14 protein-coding genes are annotated in these 17,746 nt (G+C 55.0%); 10 read left to right on the top strand and 4 right to left on the bottom strand.

All coding sequences use genetic code 11. From position 1 onward, the window contains the following. Positions 1-395: 395 nt before the first annotated feature. Positions 396-851: a hypothetical protein gene (locus FYC48_RS10450; RefSeq protein WP_149496656.1), complete on the bottom strand. Its 456-nt coding sequence runs from the start codon at positions 849-851 to the stop codon at positions 396-398. A gap of 233 nt (positions 852-1,084) precedes the next feature. Here FYC48_RS10450 and FYC48_RS10445 point away from each other — a divergent pair, with 233 nt between their 5' ends. The 5 genes from FYC48_RS10445 to lysA all read left to right on the top strand — a co-directional run bounded on the left by FYC48_RS10445 (position 1,085) and on the right by lysA (position 7,119). Continuing rightward, positions 1,085-2,050, top strand: a complete 966-nt coding sequence (locus FYC48_RS10445; protein ID WP_160149444.1) for an alpha-1,2-fucosyltransferase — start codon at positions 1,085-1,087, stop codon at positions 2,048-2,050. A gap of 71 nt (positions 2,051-2,121) precedes the next feature. After that, positions 2,122-3,315: a 3-hydroxyacyl-CoA dehydrogenase gene (locus tag FYC48_RS10440; RefSeq protein WP_149496654.1), complete on the top strand. Its 1,194-nt coding sequence runs from the start codon at positions 2,122-2,124 to the stop codon at positions 3,313-3,315. A 21-nt stretch (positions 3,316-3,336) separates the two neighbouring features. Then, the gene (locus FYC48_RS10435; RefSeq protein WP_149496653.1) at positions 3,337-3,780 is read left to right on the top strand and encodes a gamma-glutamylcyclotransferase family protein; all 444 of its coding nucleotides are present in this window, start codon (positions 3,337-3,339) and stop codon (positions 3,778-3,780) included. Positions 3,781-4,031: 251 nt separating this feature from the next. Continuing rightward, positions 4,032-5,531 carry a Gfo/Idh/MocA family oxidoreductase gene (locus FYC48_RS10430; RefSeq protein WP_149496652.1) on the top strand — a complete coding sequence of 500 codons (1,500 nt, stop codon included), beginning with the start codon at positions 4,032-4,034 and terminating at the stop codon, positions 5,529-5,531. Between the two features lie 313 nt (positions 5,532-5,844). Further along, a complete protein-coding gene (gene lysA / locus FYC48_RS10425) occupies positions 5,845-7,119 on the top strand; it encodes a diaminopimelate decarboxylase (RefSeq protein WP_149496651.1) in 1,275 nt (424 codons plus the stop codon). A gap of 195 nt (positions 7,120-7,314) precedes the next feature. On the opposite strand, the gene wecB is transcribed toward lysA, so the two are convergent. Further along, positions 7,315-8,466, bottom strand: coding sequence for a non-hydrolyzing UDP-N-acetylglucosamine 2-epimerase (gene wecB, locus FYC48_RS10420; RefSeq protein WP_149496650.1), 1,152 nt, complete (start codon positions 8,464-8,466; stop codon positions 7,315-7,317). Between the two features lie 708 nt (positions 8,467-9,174). On the opposite strand from wecB, the gene FYC48_RS10415 reads away from it, so the two are divergent. The 3 genes from FYC48_RS10415 (at position 9,175) to FYC48_RS10405 (ending at position 13,943) form a co-directional block, all read left to right on the top strand. Then, entirely contained in the window at positions 9,175-11,037 is a 1,863-nt protein-coding gene (locus FYC48_RS10415; protein WP_149496649.1) for a hypothetical protein, read from the top strand. A gap of 450 nt (positions 11,038-11,487) precedes the next feature. Further along, positions 11,488-12,396, top strand: a complete 909-nt coding sequence (locus tag FYC48_RS10410) for a sialate O-acetylesterase (RefSeq protein WP_149496648.1) — start codon at positions 11,488-11,490, stop codon at positions 12,394-12,396. 89 nt (positions 12,397-12,485) lie between these two features. After that, positions 12,486-13,943, top strand: a complete 1,458-nt coding sequence (locus FYC48_RS10405; RefSeq protein WP_149496647.1) for a leucine-rich repeat domain-containing protein — start codon at positions 12,486-12,488, stop codon at positions 13,941-13,943. A 14-nt stretch (positions 13,944-13,957) separates the two neighbouring features. Here the strand turns inward: FYC48_RS10405 and FYC48_RS10400 are convergent, their stop codons facing one another. Beyond that, positions 13,958-14,866, bottom strand: a complete 909-nt coding sequence (locus tag FYC48_RS10400) for a sigma-70 family RNA polymerase sigma factor (protein ID WP_149496646.1) — start codon at positions 14,864-14,866, stop codon at positions 13,958-13,960. A gap of 348 nt (positions 14,867-15,214) precedes the next feature. Between FYC48_RS10400 and FYC48_RS10395 the strand changes: the two genes are divergently transcribed. Beyond that, positions 15,215-16,054 (top strand): amidohydrolase family protein, encoded by an 840-nt coding sequence (locus FYC48_RS10395; protein ID WP_149496645.1) that lies wholly within the window; start codon positions 15,215-15,217, stop codon positions 16,052-16,054. A 2-nt stretch (positions 16,055-16,056) separates the two neighbouring features. Then, the gene (locus FYC48_RS10390; protein ID WP_149496644.1) at positions 16,057-17,082 is read left to right on the top strand and encodes a zinc-binding alcohol dehydrogenase family protein; all 1,026 of its coding nucleotides are present in this window, start codon (positions 16,057-16,059) and stop codon (positions 17,080-17,082) included. Positions 17,083-17,117: 35 nt separating this feature from the next. Here FYC48_RS10390 and FYC48_RS10385 read toward each other — a convergent pair whose 3' ends face one another. Beyond that, on the bottom strand, positions 17,118-17,738 hold the full coding sequence (locus FYC48_RS10385; RefSeq protein WP_149496643.1) for a hypothetical protein: 621 nt from the start codon (positions 17,736-17,738) through the stop codon (positions 17,118-17,120). Between the last annotated feature and the right edge of the window lie 8 nt (positions 17,739-17,746).

The raw sequence follows: 17,746 nt of genomic DNA, 5'->3' as shown, positions 1-17,746 counted from the left end.
TCACAACTCCGAGGCGAACCCCGAACGGCTGAGGTTACATCCAAACTGGCCCTCAGTGTGCGGAAGAAGTGCGACACTGAACAAACACACGTTTGTAGCCCAGCCAGGCCCCCAAGGAATGCCTCAGAAAACTGGCCGGCTGAAACGAAACAAAGGCCACACCGTTTGGCTGGCATGGCCTTGTTGATAAAACGCACGCTGACGTCGACATCGAACGAATGCTTCGTCAACGTCTGAAACTAAGTTTAGCTAAAAGGTGTTAGTAATTTCGGTTCCGGAGCGACAACCGGGGCTAACGCCCTTCGGCTGATGAGTCGCACCCGAACATTTGACCAAATCGAAACGTCTTCGCATCGCCGGTCGCAAATTCGAATACGCCGGCGACCGAACCAGTCTTACTTCACCGGGTCTTGCTTCAACCAGTCGGTGACCGTGGGCTCGGGATCTTTCTTTTCAGGAAATGGCGAAAGAAGCTTGCTGAAGAAACCTTCCGACTTCTGAGTTTGAGCCGGTTGTGTCGTGGTGCTGTTTTGGCGGAACCCGGCTGGGATTAACCGCATCGGATTCAGAGTTTCCTTGGTGCGCTGCCAACTCTGCTTGGCGGTCGTCGAAACCTCCGTCACCAGATTGTTTTTCTTGGTGATGACCCGATCTTTCTCATCTTTGGTCGGCAGGATGCTACCGAAAGAAGGCATTTTCCAGTTCATCGGATTCAGGTTGGTCATCACTTGCGAAACCGGGTTAGCCGGTGGCAATTCCGGCGCCGATTCTTGGGCGAAGGACGGGGACGGTGCGAACACCAGCAACGTTGCAAACACCGCAGCGGCGAAAGCGGCAGTACGGATCTTCATCGCGATAGCTCTTTCTTCGAATGACCAAATCGTCAGGGCCGGTCTCCAATCAAGCCCTACGACCCTTGCTATCGCATTTTTCGTCAATTGGATGCAAGCCCAATCACCAAAGTCGAGAAATTTGTCAGGTTTGCTTTAGCCTTGCCGTCGGGCGCGGGCTTGCCGTGCCGGCGCGGGTCCGAGTAAAAGCTGATATCGCCTTACACTTGCGCCCCAATCACCTCCGCCGATTCATGCTGGTTATCGCTCGTCGCTACGGACAACTTGGCAACCGTCTGTTTTTGTTCGCCCACCTGATCGCGGCGGCGAAGCACTATGGCGTGGCGCTGCGGAACCCCTGTTTCGCCGAATACGCGCATTTGTTTCCCAGAATGAGTGATGATCTTTGGTGCCGCTACGAGCCCGATTCGAACGTCAAATCTTCCCGAGAGAAAACTGCATCGCGACATGCCTCGCCGCCCTCGCTAGCGCAGCGAACACGGCTGATGCATGCGATCGAGATCGGCACCAAGACGCTGTATCTAGCACGTCTTCGCGAACACCCTTTCAAAATCATTCGTCTATCAAAGCACGACGAATGCGACTTGGCAGGCAATGAATTTGAATCGGCGGCACGCTCTGGCCGAGTCGTACTCCTTCAGGGCTGGCGGTTCCGTAGCGATGCGTTCCTGATGCAACATTGGGCCAGTATCAAAGACTTCTTTTCGCTTGGTGTGAGGGACCGCAACGCGGTTGACGAAAGTTTGGCGACCGCTCGTCGCGATTGCGACGTTGTCGTGGGAGTCCATATCCGTCGCGGCGACTATGCAAACTTCATGGATGGTCGTTACTACTTTGACGATGCCTGTTATGCACGGTGGATGCACCAAGTTCGTGAGCAGTTCCCGGGTCGAAAAGTCAACTTTTTGGTTTGCACTCACGAGGCAATCGACGAGTCATCGTTTAAAGGACTGAGCGTCTTTCGTGGGCCGGGATCGGCGATCGGCGACATGTACTCGCTCGCCGAGACCGACGTGATGCTGGGACCACCAAGCACGTTCACGGGATGGGCATCATTCATCGGGCAAGCGCCGCGAATTGAGCTGCAATCCGCCGAAAAGTCAGTGGCGTTGCCGCCCCACGTGCAAGAATCCATCCTAAGCGGTTCGATTCAAGGCAAGGGAACGGTGCAAATCGTCGGCAACCGGCTCGTCGGTTGAGATACGTTGTGCAAAGATACGTCCCGTTCCCATTCGTCTGATCCGTTTTGCCCTCTTCATCGAAAGCGTCAATGCCGACCTGGCCTGATTCCCGACCGAAAACATTGCTGATCGGAGCCGGCGTGGTTGGGGTCGCTATCGCTGAAGCACATTTCGCAGCCAAACGAGCATTCTGCCTCGGTGATGCAAACGCATCTTCGCTTGAGCAGGCGGCGAACTACTTTTCGCAACACGGCGGAAACGTCGAATCGTTGCCTGAATTACTTGATGGACTGCACTTGATCGCGGTCTCACCTCCACTGCGGGAAGGGGAAGCGGAGCCCGAACCTCTGCCTTCACTGATGGTGATCGAATCGGTCGTGGAGCAATTGGCGGTCAAACAGGACTTACTCGGTAAACTTAGCCGCGTCCTTCAAAATGATGCGATCCTTTGCAGTAACACATCAACGTTGAGAATTGACGAGATCGCCGCAGGGCGTGAGGTCGACGCACACCGTTTGTGCGGAATGCATTTCTTTATGCCTGTTCATCAACGTGCGGGGGTCGAAATTGTCGCCGGCGGTGGGACAGACGCTGAAGTACTCGAACAGGCGGTTGAGTACGCCGGAGCAATCCATAAGCGAGCAATTCGTTGCAAAGATGGCCCCGGATTCATTGTCAACCGAATGCTTTCGCCCTACCTGAATCAAGCGTTGCTGCTGCTGTGCCGAGGAGCGACGGCGGAACAAATTGAGCGTGTCGCGGTGGCCTACGGAATGCCTTTATCACCACTCGAGCTGATCGATTGGATCGGTGCGACGACGATGTTTCATGCCGGCCGGGCTTACATCAATGCGTTTCCCCAACGCGTCGACCCGTCGCCGATGATCCCTGGGCTGCTAAAACGGAAACGATTGGGTCGAGCCAGCGGGTGCGGTTTGTATGACTACGACCGTGGCGAACGAAGCCAAAACCTAAGTGACGCCGCGGCTGAATTAGTGGAGACATATCGCACGGCGAATCATGACTACAGCGACGGCGATGTGTTGCGATTGCTGGCGATTCCTATGTGGATCGAGGCCCAACAGATTCTTAACGATCAGATTGCCGAATCGATGGAACAGATCGATGCGGCGATGGTCGGAGGCTTAGGATTCAACAGCCATGAGCGTTGGTCGTCCATCTTCGAAGAGATCGGCGAGAACGAAATTGACGCGGCGATGGTAGTGTTCGGTGATCAGTTTGCGGCGATGCGTGCCCCGGAAACGAAGAAACCTGGGCGATGACAAGGTCCAGCAGGAGCACCAGTGGAAACTGAACGACGACAAGTCAATTCGTTCTTTGTTTACGGAACGCTGAAGCGAGGCCAGTGCCGAGAAAAACTCTGGCCGGCGGAGCCATCCTCCGTCCACCCCGCTTGGGTCGTGGCGACCCTGTATGGACGACATGATTATCCCGCGATGACGCGTGGCGATTCGCGGGTGATCGGCGAAGTATGGACCTTTCCGGACAGCGAACTCCCGCTGGTGATGTGCGTACTTGATGAAATCGAAGGGACTGACGGAAACGGACCGAGCGACTTGTACCACCGATATGTAGTCGAGGCGACGCTACTGTCCGGCAATCTTCAACACGACCGTGACAATTCCGATTGTGTCAAAGCTTACGCCTATTTCTACAACAACGATCCCGTAAAAGATGGCTTTCACGTTCAGCCGATCGATAAGGGCAGGCAGGCATGGCCGGGATAAACCGCCATCGTCGGCGGTACTTCGGGAAAGATAGGTAATGCGAGATTGCTGGTGATGATCCAGGGGGTTCGCTGCTCCTAATATCACCGCGAACCGTCACCGGAAACTCACCATAATGGCCTGGCTTGAAGCACCGGTACTTTACACAGCTTGCCGCTGGCGGTTGTGGTAAAATAGAAGCCGCCCGGCAGCGTCATGCCACCCGCCTTCTACTTTCAACCCCCACCCCCACATCGCTTGGATAAAGCAATATGAGCCAACAAGAAGTGACGCCCAAGTCGTCGAATCGTCGCAATTTCCTCAAAGCTGGAGCTACCGCAGGGGCAGCCTCGGTCGTCAGCTTGCCGGGGAGTGCCGGCGCAACCCCCGCCGCGAACGAACGCTTACGAATCGGATTCATCGGCCCAGGTGGCCGCGGCTTTGGTGCCCACGTCAAAACGCTTTGTCAGTTGCACAATGAAGGTCGCAAAATTGATCTAGTTGGTGTCGCCGAGGTCTATGAAACGCAGCGTGATAAGGTCGCCGATTACATCAAAGAAAAGACGGGGAACGATCCCGGCCGATATGTCGACTACAACGACATGATCGCAAAGGAAAATCTTGATGCGGTCTGCATCGGGACGCCAGACCACTGGCACCATAAACAGATCGTCGATTCGCTCGATGCCGGTCTGAGTGTTTACTGCGAAAAACCAATGACCAAAAGCGTTGAAGAGGCGTTCGACGTAGAAGCGAAATGGCGTGAATCCGGTCAGGTCATGCAAGTCGGTGTCCAGTCAACCAGCCTGCCAGTTTGGAACGAGATCCGCGCCCTGTTGCAAGACGGTAAGCTCGGCAAAGTCCTCGGATTTCAAACTGAGTACTTCCGCAATAGCGATCTCGGACAGTGGCGGTACTACAAGTTGGTACCCGATATGTCGCCAAAGAAAATTGACTGGGATCGCTGGCTGGGCAAGAACGAGGGCTTGGCACCGGAAATGCCATTTGACCGCGCGGTTTACAAGCAGTGGCGGCGGTTCTGGCCGTTTGGCAGCGGGATGTTCACCGACCTGTTTGTGCACCGAACCACATCAATGTTGAAAGCGACTGGGTTGCGAGTTCCCGGACGCGTTGTCGGTGCTGGCGGGATCTACATGGAGTACGACGGGCGCGACGTTCCCGATGTTGCCACCGTGGTCGCCGACTTCAACGAAGGCGTCCAAGGTCTGATCACTGCGACGATGTGCAACCAGGAATCGCGGGTCAACCAACTGATCCGAGGTCACTATGGAACGTTCATGCTGGGCAACGGCGAATCGTTCGACGGTTTTGAGTTCGTCCCCGAACGTCGACAGGTCACCGCCCAGGGCGATTCAGCGAAACGGACGTTTGAACCCGAGCGCATTTCAACGACGCCGGTGAAGAATACAACAAAGGCCCACTTCGAAAATTTCCTGGATGCTTGTGAAGCGGGCGATCCACAATTGTGCAACAACCCACCAGACCTCGGTGCCGCCGCGATGGCCGTCGTCAACCTGGGGGCCCAGAGTTACCGTAACGGTGAAGTGTACTTCGTCAACGAAGGCTCGCGTGACATTAGCACCACCGATCCCGGCTGGGCTGCCAAGTGGGAAGCAAAATCGCAAGCTCGCGAACAAGCCAACCACATCCCAGGGTGGCAAGCCGGTGATTTCGGTAGCCGGTTGAACGAACCGGAATACATGCGGTACGCCGGACCGTGGACCGACGGCAAGGATCCCGGCGACGCCTAATTCGCCGAAGCTGAAGCGACGTTGACTTCGTTTTCGAGTCCCGTCCCGGAGCTCTGCCGGACGGGACGCGAACCGGTCGATCGGTGAGGCATCACAGCCTGTCGATTTTCTTTTGTCGTCCTTCACCCCGTGAATGTAGCGATCTTTGCTGCGGTTGCTGCGGAGTCGAAGGCAACTTTGTGAGAGGGCGAACCTGAAAATCAACAGGTCGATCAGGGAGAAGTCTGCGAAAAACGCGCTCCCTGGACAAAGCAGCGTGAACCGGCTTTGATAGTGAGTTGTCTGTCTTAAAAACACTCGCACGATCAAAGCCATGGCCACACTCGCGACCCCAAGTTTTTCTACCAGCCGACATCAAATCGCAGGTCTCTCCGTTGCCGAGTTGGCGAAGAACTTCGGTACGCCGCTGTATGTTTATGATCTGTCGGTGATCGAGCAACGCATCGACGACCTGGCGAAATTCGACATCGTGCGTTACGCACAAAAAGCGTGCAGTAACTTGGCGATCATCGATCGCATGCGGCGCAAAGGTGTCGTCGTCGACGCCGTAAGTGCGGGCGAAATCCGGCGAGCGCTCGCCGCCGGCTACGAAGCAAAAGACCACGGTATCGTTTACACCGCCGACATCTTTGACGCCGAAGCGTTGGAGTTGGTGCTTGAACACAACATCCACGTCAATTGTGGATCGCCGGACATGATTGCCCAACTGGGTGAACGTAGGCCCGGCGCCGAGGTCACGCTACGCATCAACCCCGGATTTGGTCACGGACACAGCCAAAAAACCAACACCGGCGGAGAGCAAAGCAAGCATGGTATTTGGCATTCGCAAATCGACGAGTGCCTACGTTTGGCTGACCAGTATGGTGTGACCATCACAGGTTTGCATATGCACATCGGTTCGGGTACTGACCTGGAACACTTGAGCGAAGTCTGCGAAGCAATGCGACGAACGGCGATGGAAGTCGGACGCACATTGACATCGATCAGTGCCGGCGGCGGCTTACCGGTGCCATATAGCGAATCAGAAACGTACGTCGATCTGGACAAGTACTTCGAACTCTGGGACACGACTCGAAAACAGCTCGCCGAATCGTTCGGACACGACATTTCACTGGAGATCGAACCGGGGCGTTTTCTTTCGGCAGAATCCGGCTACCTGATCGCGGAAGTTCGCAGCGTCAAAAAGGTCGGTGACAATCTATTCTTCCTGCTCGACGCAGGGTTCAATGATCTCGCACGCCCGGTGATGTATGGGGCTTACCATCCGATTTCTGTCTGCGGCGGCGACGGCGTCGCGACCGCTGACCGTGAATCGGTCCAGGCCGTGATTGGAGGGCCGCTCTGTGAATCGGGCGACATCTTCACCCAACGCGAAGGTGGGTTTGTCGATCAACGTTCGCTCCCAATGTGCCGTGTCGGCGATTTTGTCATTCTCGAGAACGCCGGCGCTTACGGCTTTGTAATGGCCAGTAATTACAACAGTAAATTACGCGCCGCCGAGGTGATGATCGAGGACGGCGAAGCAAAGCTGATTCGAAAGCGTGAGACTTTCGAAGACTTAGTCCGTAGCGAAATAATTCCCGAATAGGAAACTGGGCATAGGTTCTAAGCCCTGCTTATCATTCAGCAAGCAGCGATCAGCACGCAGCGGTCCCCGGGGTGATAAGCGACGAAAACGAAATCGCCAAAGCCAAGAGCTGACTTCTTGCGAGCCCTTTTCCGCAACTGAGACAATCGCTTGGTTTCCTATCGGCGAACCCAAACTTTGCGGCGAAACGGGACACTACGATTGACTGAGCATCCAATCGGTGATCCGGCGCGATGCTTGACCATCGCCGTAGGGGTTATCTTGGATGGATTGTTGCGACCGGCCATTTGATTGTTCGAGTAGTGCCGAAACCCGACGAACAATCAGTTCACGGTCAGTCCCCACCAATTCGGCGAGCCCCGCATCAACCGCTTCGGGACGCTCCGTTTTATCACGCGTAACCAAAACGGCGCACTTCAGCGAAGGGGCTTCCTCTTGGACTCCACCGGAATCGGTCAACACCACGTCGGCTTGGTCCATCAACCAAACAAATTCTGGGTACTGTGCGGGCGGTACAAGATAAATGTTTTCGCAACCGGATAGCGCCGCGTGTACCGGGCCTTTGACGTTGGGGTTAAGATGAACCGGGTAGATGAACTGCGTTTCGGGGTGAAGCCGAGCGAGTTCAAGCAATGCTTGGCAGATCGCCTCCAGACCTCCGCCAAAGTTTTCACGGCGATGCCCGGTCACCAAGACGACCCGGTCCGCTGTCGCCATCGGATACTTGGACCGCCAACGAGTATCATCGGCACGTTCTTTCTCGACTGACCAGAACAAGGCGTCGATCACCGTATTCCCGGTCACGCGCACTTGGCTGTCGGGAACGCCTTCATCCAATAGCGCCTGGCGACTTCGTTGGGTCGGGGCGCAGTGCAACGTTGTGACCAAGCCGGCGACGCGTCGATTGAACTCTTCCGGCCAGGGGGCCCCCAAGTCTCCGGTTCGCAATCCGGCTTCGACATGCACGACTGGCAATCGGTGATAAAACGCAGCCATTGCGGAGGCCATCACCGTCGTCGTATCCCCTTGGACGACGACGCAGTCCGGTTGATGCTGCTCAATCACACCATCCACTGACTCAATGCAGCGTGCGGTCAATCCCGCCAGGCTTTGACCGGGCCGCATCAACCCTAGATCAAGATCGGGAGTGATTGAAAAGTAGCCGAGAACTTGATCAAGCATTTCACGGTGCTGACCGGTGCTACAAACGATCGGCGAAATTTGGCCGCTGTTCTGTTGAAACTGTCGAATCAAGGGCGCCAACTTGATCGCTTCTGGTCGAGTTCCGAATACGACGAGGGGGCGCAGTCGATCGCCATTGCGCGGCTGTAACAGGCTGGAGGTCACTCGATGGCTTAGATTTGAGAGTCGTGTTGGTGAACCGGGGAAACTTTGCCGATTAGGTCCTTTAGTACTTCGTTTCAACTCGATTTTCGGATTAGCCGCATGGCGTTATCCGCGGTTTCGGTGCAACAACTGGGGGCAAATGCCCGTCGGCTGATGAATCGAACCCGCATTATCAAATGGAACGAAGTACTCGTCAGGCGGAAAGGCCGAAACCGAAGCTTTCCAGAGGGGCATGACATGGCTACACAGAGTCATCGACGGGCCCCCGGCACGGGGATTGTTTGCAAATCCCCTTGGGAATTGGTTTCGGCGCGGCTATACATATAGCCCGACCGCTGCCATCGCGGAATCTGAGATGGCCGCCGAAACTACAAATCCACCCCGTCGAAGCAGAGATTGACCTCTCGGTTGAGCGAAAGGCTGGGCGAACGACGAAAACTTCTCGCCCAACTTGTACGAGCAAGACACGAATCTGTCACAATTCACCGCCGAGCGCCGCGCGTGCGAACGTTTGATTCCGTGCGGGCTGACGAAAACGGTCGTCGCCATGACAGTTTCGATCCTCGGATCGCTTCCAAACTGAACGAGATGATGAAGAGAATCGGTCGAACCGAACTTTCCAGGTGAATCGTGTCGCGACGTCAATACAACCCTTCGCCGCAGCAACTATTAAGCGTGCGGCTCGAAAACGATACGCAGAATAATTGAATGTCAGACAATTGGAATTTACTCGCCAAGTTGCTCGGAACTCCTCAGCCTCCCCAGCCGAAGAAGACGCCCGCTGAGCGAAAAGAGCAACCACCGGCTGCCTCCGACGATCCGAATCCATCCGGCGACCAGCTCCCGCAAGATGCTAACGCCTCTCAAGACGACGAATCGGCCTCTCGCGACTTGCCGCCGGTTGCCGAAGCGGCGATCGACCAAGCGGACTTGCAGCCCACGCCTAGTCAAGCCGCGACCGTCCAGGACTCGGCGACTCCAGAAGACACAAATGTCGAATCGGGAGAGGACGTTCTGCAAGCTCTGACGTCCCAAACCGTTGTGACTCAGCTTCCCGGCTTTGGCATCCCAGACAAAGACGTCGGAATCGAGGAATTGACCTCCGGAGGACCGCCGGCGATCGACGAACCAGTCGTCGAGGAACTGTTGCAGCAAGAAACGACCGTATCCGCTTCAGATGAGTTGTTCGACGATTCGGATGCCGGCGAAGACACGTCAGCCTGGTCGGACTTGGCGGGCCAGCTTGGTATCGAAGACACGACACCACCGCCACCACACCGCGAGCCGGTGAAAGTGGAAAGCCGACAAAGCAATGATTCGCTTCCAAAGAAATCGAAGTCATCGGCAACGGCTTTCGGTGAAGGCCTGGGCATTGATCTTGGTCCCGAGCCAGACGATGTGATCGAAGACCAAAGTGACGATAACAACAGCGAATCGTCGGCGCCGATCGCGTCTAACGACGCCGGGACGGCCGAACCCGCCGACCGATTGCCTGGATTCGACGAACCGCCCGCAGACGATCCTTTTGACCCGCTGTCGTTTAAGTCGTTCCGCGACTTGCCGGACGATGATGACGAAGAAGAAGAGAAAGCCGAGGCCGTCGCCGAAGAAGAGCCCGTCGCGCCAAAGCGACGTCAAGCCCGACGCCGGCGCGGTCGCGAGAACAATCGTGAAGAGCGATCTTCAGAACGGAGTGAGTCCGACCGACCAATCAAGCAGCGTGAAGAAGTTGCATCCGATGACCAATGCGACGATGAAGACGATGCCGATGATGCCCCACGCTCATCGCGTCGCTCACGCCGATCGGAATCCGCTCGTGAAGAACGACGCCCCCGACGTGGCCGGCGCGGCCAGCGTCAACGAATGGGCGAAGACGATCAAGAAACAGAATCGTTTGACGCAGCGATCGAAGAACTTGAACAAGACGAACATCCGTTCGACGAAGTGGACGACGATAGCGATGACCAGTCGCCCAACCGGCGTCGGCGACGAGGTCGCGGACGCGGACGCAATCGCCGCGATAGCGAAAAACGAGAATCCGAGTTGGTCGAAGATGAAGTCGTCGATCTCGATGCTGACGCTGACGATTCAAGTGACGATGATGATTCCGACGGTCCACGCCGAAAACGTCGTGGACGCCGCCGCCGAGGTGGACGGCGTCAACGCGGTTCCGAAGAACTACAGGATTCAAACGACGATCGCGATGACGAGATCGAAGACGCCTTGTCCAGCACCTCGGCTTTCGACGATGACCACGAAGACGATGACGAGGTCGAAGAAATTCGCCGCGGCCGACGAAGACGTGGACGACGCGGGCGCGGTCGCAGCCGAGACGGCGAGCACAGCCAAGACGCCGAGAACAAGAGTCGTGAAGAGGTCTCCGACGACGAACGCGGCCGATCCCGACGCAATCGTGGTGACATCGATGAGGGCGACGCAAAAGCCTCGCCACGGCGTAGGGCGGTTGTTCCGACGTGGAATGAAGTCGTCTCTGTCCTAGTCGACAACAACGTTGAAAATCACAAGAAATCAAACTCGGGACGTGGCAAAGGGCGCGGAAAACGACGTTAGTCGCCCATCGAAACACCGCGAAAAAACAGGGACGTCCAGAAACTCAGCTTCATAGCGTGGTCCGAGTATCACGCGTTTCTGAAGAGGCGAGCGGCATACCGGCTAAGGTCGTCCTTTGCTTGACTTGCAACTACTTGGCTTAAATCATGTCAAGTCGGGTTACAAACTCGCTCCGCTACCGCTCACCATAGCGGTCAGCGGGGTCGCGGGTAACGTTGCGGTTCTACTTGGTCGAAAACACCGCATGACTTAGGAATCTTTCGAATCGCAAAGTTTCCGTCTGCTACGGCCCCCGGCATTGCGTTTCGATTAGAATGCGGTCCCTTCCTCGGCCGATGCAGGCCACCATTTCCCCACCGATGTTTCGCCGGTTTCAGCATGTTGACAATGCGTCCTTCAAGGCCACTCCAGGTCATAGTGTTTGTCGGAATGATCGCGTTGATCGAGTCGATGCTCCTCATCCGGACGCTTCCGGCAGCAGAGTTCGACCTGTATTTTCTCGGCGGCCAATCCAATATGGAAGGCTTTGGGAAAGTCGATGAGTTGCCAGACTCGTTGGCGGGCCGCCTCCCCGGGGTCTATATTTTTCATAGCCCCGCCGCGGCGGATCAAACGGCCGCATCTGGCGAAGGATTTTGGACGATACTCCAGCCCGGCCATGGAACTGGGTTTCAAATCCGAAATGGAGTCAACCGATACTCCGATCGATTCGGCTTGGAGCTATCGATGCTACATGCATTAAGGAAAGCTAACCCCGATCGGGAAATTGCGGTGATCAAATACGCCCGCAATGGTTCATCCATCGCAATTAATGCTGCGGGGCGTTTCGGTTGCTGGGACCCAGATTTCCATGCCGAGGAAGGCCTTCATCGTGACGTCAATCAATACGACCATTGCCTGGCAACGATTCGAAACGCGCTGGCAGACGTTGACATCGACAACGATGGCATTGATGACACCCTAATTCCTGCGGGCATCGCCTGGATGCAAGGGGAGAGCGACGCAACGATCGACTTAGAAACTGCCGACGCCTACGGAACCAACCTGAAGCGTCTGATGGATTTGCTGCGTGCTGCCTTGCATCAGGACGATTTGCCTGTCGTCATCGGAAGGATTTCCGATAGCGGGAACAACCCATCAGGCAAAGTTTGGACGCATGGCGATGCCTTACGTCAAAAGCAACAGGCCTTCGTCGAAGGCGATCGATGTGCCGAGCTGGTGATTTCTACCGATGACTATCAATATTCCGATCCCTGGCATTACGACTCGGAAGGCTACATCGATTTAGGCAAACAATTTGCCGCGGCATTTGAACGCCTTCAAAATCCACGGGGCCATCGAAGCGTTCGCGTCGACTGATCAAGCGATACCCAAGATTTGCATCTCGAAAGCTACCGGTGCTAGACTGGTCCCACTCGACAGTCTTTCGATTGAACCGGTGGGGCTCGATGAAACGCTTCCGATTTTCGCTTCGAGGTCTTCTAGCACTCGCCGTCATCGTCGCGATCGTTAGTGTCGTGCACAAACAACGGCGCGAAGTCCATGCCGTCGTCCGCTACATCGAAAAACTAGGCGGTCGTGTTGAGTATCGCAGCGGATTTCTTGATCGTATTCACGAGCGTACGAATCACTATTTCGCGACGCCAGTCACCGTTCGCTTGGCTCGCAGTAGTGTCGCCGGTGGCGATTTGCAAACCATCGGCAAGCTTACCAGTTTGGAACGCTTGTACTTGGAACGAACGAAGATTCGTTCCGAAGACTTGCAGTACTTAGTGCCCTGCCGCAAGCTTAAACGGCTCTCGATTTGGGGCAACCGTAATATCACGGCTAAAGCCCTAGGCTATCTCAAAGAATTGCCCGACCTGCGGCTTCTAGACATCCACTCGACTTTGATTGACGTGGATCGAATTGCCGAGTGTGGTGATTTCCCAGCTTTGGAAAAGCTGATTTTTTCGCCAAGATTCATGTCAGGCAAATTCGGACTCGGCGAAGAGGATCTCAACAAATTACTTCGCATCCCGGTTCTGGAGCCGGTCGGTCCTTGCTACTTCCAACAAGCAGACTCGAGGTCATTGAATCATTTCTTACGACATGATTTCTATCGAGTCCGCGAAATCCATTTCCGCGATTGTGACTTGGATACGGCCGGGCTAGAAAAGCTGAATCAGATGCTGATGTTTCGACTGGATTTTCAGTTTTGCAAGATCAACGCCGAAGAACTGCATTCGCTCGACCATCGCCCGAATCGAGAACTCCGATTTTATCTTCCATTCGATGTCTCCGATGATGATCGATTGACGCTCGCGGATTTCTGTGATTGGCTCCCAGGGCATGTACAATCGATGACTGTCAGAGACAACGAGGTCGTCTTTACATTCGCGGGTTTACGGCCCGTAAGAATTCGCTGGAAGAATTCACTTAGCGAGCGATTGGACATTCACAAGGTCATCAACAACGGTTGCGACTCGATCGTTTTTGACTCCTCTGAACCGCTTGAAGATTACTTGCGGGCGTGCGTGATGCTAGGCTTTTCGCGATCGCTTCGAGTGCCAGCCTCGTCAATGACTTGGCGTTACTTACCGCGACTGACGCGTCTGCAACGCCTAACGATTGCGCGAAGAGATGTGACGCCATTGCAGTTCTCGTCACAGATGACGCTAAATTCACTCACGGTGACCGGAACAGTGCCGTTAAGCGAATCAGATTGGAACAGTATCGGGCAGCTTAGAGATTTGGAGTATCTTTCGATCCACGGTGGAAAGAGCTATTCCGCCAACGACATCGCGGTACTTGCGGAAATGCCAAATCTTGGTGAAGTGTTCATCCGCGGTCTGACCACCGAAGCGATCGCCTTCCTTTCCTCCCACGGCATCAGGACCAGGACCTACATAGGTGGCCGGATGTAGTGAGACGTCATCGCCTACCCGCGAAAGCGTTCTCGTGGATCGGTCAATCCATCGGCAAGTCGTCGAAGTGCTTCGGTTTCAATCTGGCGAACTCGTTCACGTGTCAAACCGAGTTCGGCGCCGATTTCTTTCAGTGTCTTCGGTTCGGCGCCATCCAGGCCAAACCGTAACTTCAGCACCATGGCTTCGCGTTCTTCAAGGTCATCAAGTAGCTCCATCGCATGATGCAAAATGTCGTGGTCGAGCAGCATTTCATCGGGACTTTTTAGACGCTCATCCATGACCATCTCGCCCAGCGACCACCCCGATTCACTCTGGTCGCTTTGTGGGGTGCTGTTGCTGATCCGGATGGCTTTGCGAATGATCGGCAACTTCTTTTTAGGCAGTCCCAGAACACGCGCGACTTCTTCGTTGGTCGGTGTTCGGCCGAGTTCTTCGCTCAGACGCGCCGTCGCCCGTCGCCACTTACTCAACAGCTCAACCATGTAGGCGGGAATGCGAATCGTCTTGGCGCTATTGATCAACGCGCGTTTGATTGACTGCTTGATCCAGTAACTCGCATAGGTACTAAAGCGAGTCCCGACCGTCGGATCAAACCCTTCGACGGCTCGAAGCAATCCGAGGTTGCCTTCCTCGATCAAGTCTTGCAGGCTAAGACCTTTGCCGGTGTAGCCGCGCGAAATATTGACGACCAAACGCAAGTTGGCGCGGACCATTCGGTCACGTGCTTCGACGTCGCCGGCTTCGATGCGGGCGGCGAGATCCAATTCTTCTTGGGCCGTTAGCAGCGCCGTTTCGTTGATCTCGCGCAAGTAGGTCTCAAGCGGAGATTGTGCCGCGTCGGTTCGTCGAGTGGTCGATTTGCGTACCTTTTTAACGTCAGCCAAATCAGGGTCGACCTGGGGAGTAGCAAAATCGGACATGGAGTTTCTTACAGTTTTTGATTCTTGATTGGTGCCGCGACAACGACGTTGCGATCGCTTGTTCCGAACCCGACGGGAAGGGTGAGGTTGGTCGAGTTCGACGGTCGCTTTCTCGGTTGCCGTACGGAAAACATCGGATGCAAGCGGCGACTCACTGGAGTGTCAGTGAAATGCGTATGGGTTTGCTGCCCATGCGGGTTATGCGTTTACTTCTGATTGCACACAAAACACGGCAGAAGCAGAACCAGAGCGAAGGTGACGCCTTGTCGAACACACGAACTTCACGTTTACTGTTCCGCGAAACTATTGGTTGGTATTAGCCTGCACGTTGCGTCGAGTCACCCGGAAATGTTGATCGATTCCCATCACCACCTTTGGCAATACTCCTCAGAGGAGTATCCCTGGATCAGTAATCAGATGTCTGTGCTAAAGCAAGATTTCTGGTCCGAGCAGCTTCAATTGCTCGCGAAAGAGAACGAGATTGATGGATTCGTCACCGTTCAAGCCCGCCAATCACTGAATGAAACCCAGAGTCTGCTGGACTTGGCCGAACACGTCTCTCTGATTCGTGGCGTCGTCGGATGGGTCGATTTCCGCTCTCCCGAAGTCGCTTCTCAACTCGATCGCTTCGCCGCAAACAAAGCGCTGAGGGGTTTGCGACACGTCGTCCAAGATGAGTTCGATGACCAGTTCATTCTCGGTAAAGCCTTCAATCGTGGCATCGCCCAGCTCGAAGGACGCGACCTAGTTTACGACGTCTTGATCTTTGCAAAGCATCTCGAACCGTCGGTAAAATTTGTCCGTTCTCATCCAAACATTCCTATGGTCCTCGATCATATCGCCAAACCAACGATCCGCGCAGCTGATTTTCACATGCAGTGGAAGAACGATCTTCTAAAGCTGGCCGAAAGTGAAAACGTCGTCTGCAAATTCTCTGGCGTTGCAACGGAGGTTCGTGACTCGGAGTGGTCGATCGACACCATTCGCCCCTACTGGGATACCGCTCTGGAAGCATTCACGCCGAAACGGTTGATGTTTGGAAGCGATTGGCCGGTTTGCTTGCTGAGAACGGGATATCAACAGTGGTTAAAAACTGTACGCGAGCTTGCCGCCGAATTGACAGAGAGTGAACAAGAGCAACTGTTATCGACCAACGCGATCAAATACTATCGATTGGAGCAAAACTAATCGTGCGAGCCATTCAAATCAGCGATGTGAAGACGTTAAAGCCAATCGAGATCGACGCACCGGCAGCCCCCGGGCCTGGACAAGCTTTGGTCAAGACACACCGAATGGGAGTCTGCGGGACGGACATCAGTTGCTACTTAGGAAAATTTCCGTTCTTTGACTTTCCTCGAATACCGGGACATGAACTTGGCGTCGAAGTCGTTGCCGTTGGCGAAGGCGTTTCGAATGTTTCCGCAGGTGATCGTTGCAGCATCGAGCCCTACATGAATTGCGGGGAATGTTATGCCTGCCGGCGCGGCGCGACCAACTGTTGCCAAAACCTTCAAGTGATCGGTGTGATGTGCGACGGTGGCTTGTGCGAATCATTCTTGATTCGTGCCGACAAACTGCACCCCTCGGCGAAACTATCCTACGACCAATTGGCACTCGTCGAAACGCTTGCAATCGGTTGTCACGCCAATGACCGAGCGAATCCCCGACCGGCTGATCATGCGTTGATTATCGGGATGGGGCCGATCGGACTGGCGACGCTCGAATTTGCCAAGCTGACCGGCGCCCGGATCAGCGTGATGGATATGAACCAAGATCGTCTGGACTTTGTGCGGAATCACTACGGGATCGAAAACACTGTCCGTTTTGTCGGTGACGGTTCAGAACTTGAATCAATGCGACAGATCACCGGCGGCGATTTCTACCAATCGATTGTCGATGCGACCGGAAACCGCCATTCGATGTCTGGTGCATTGAATTACCTTTCTCCCACGGGAAGTTTGGTTTACGTCGGAATTACAACCGACGAAGTCAACTTTCGGCACCCAGCGATGCACAAACCCGAAGCATCGATCGTCGCGTCACGAAACGCACTCCCTGGCGATTTCACTCGGATCATTGGCTTGATCGAAATGGGCATGATTAACACCGATCCGTGGATCACTCACCGGACCGACATGGAAGGCGTGTTGAGTGAATTCGAATCCTACACCAAGCCAGAAACCGGCGTGATCAAAGCCGTCATTAATATCGCTTAACGCCTCATCACAGTTCGTTGCACCGATAAGTTCGGTTAGCCGATCGTTGCGATCCGCCAAAATCCGGCGGCGACCAAAAACGGACGCACCGACGGTAACCATTGGTAATCGACGAAAGCGCGCTGGACGGCACTTAGTTCGCCGCCAGGTAAGTTTCCAGTCGGCGTTTTCCCGGGGTCGTACGACTGTTGAAGAGACGCAATCGCCGGAGATGGGCCACGTCGAATCGCATCGACAACGTGGTCAAACAGATGTCGTGGTGGTATATCGATCGCAACACAACCATCTGACGGGGTGTTGTCGTCGCCAGATGAATGGTCTTCCGTTTCCGACTCGGAACCTGACCTCGAATCGTCGCTCGCCGACTGATCGACCGATTTAACGGCTTCGATTGCCTGACGAAACGGTTCGATCGAGTGCGCCAGACGCCAATCCTTAGGGATGATCATTGTCGACTGCGAAATACATGCAGGTGATTGCGGGTTACAAAACACGTCGTGTAAAGCAATAGCCGCTTTCGCTTGCGGTTTAAATCGGTACTCGCGAACGAGGTAAAGAAACAATGCATCGGCGTTGATCGAGTAGACGCAGTGCGTCAGCACATCGATCAGTGGTCGGCCACCTGCCGTGAAGATCGCCTCCAACTGAATTGCCACCGATCACC

Source organism: Roseiconus lacunae, from assembly GCF_008312935.1.
GTDB lineage: Bacteria > Planctomycetota > Planctomycetia > Pirellulales > Pirellulaceae > Stieleria > Stieleria lacunae.
The sequence above is the reverse complement of the archived record's forward strand: the minus strand, read 5'-3'. Positions and strand labels throughout refer to the sequence as shown.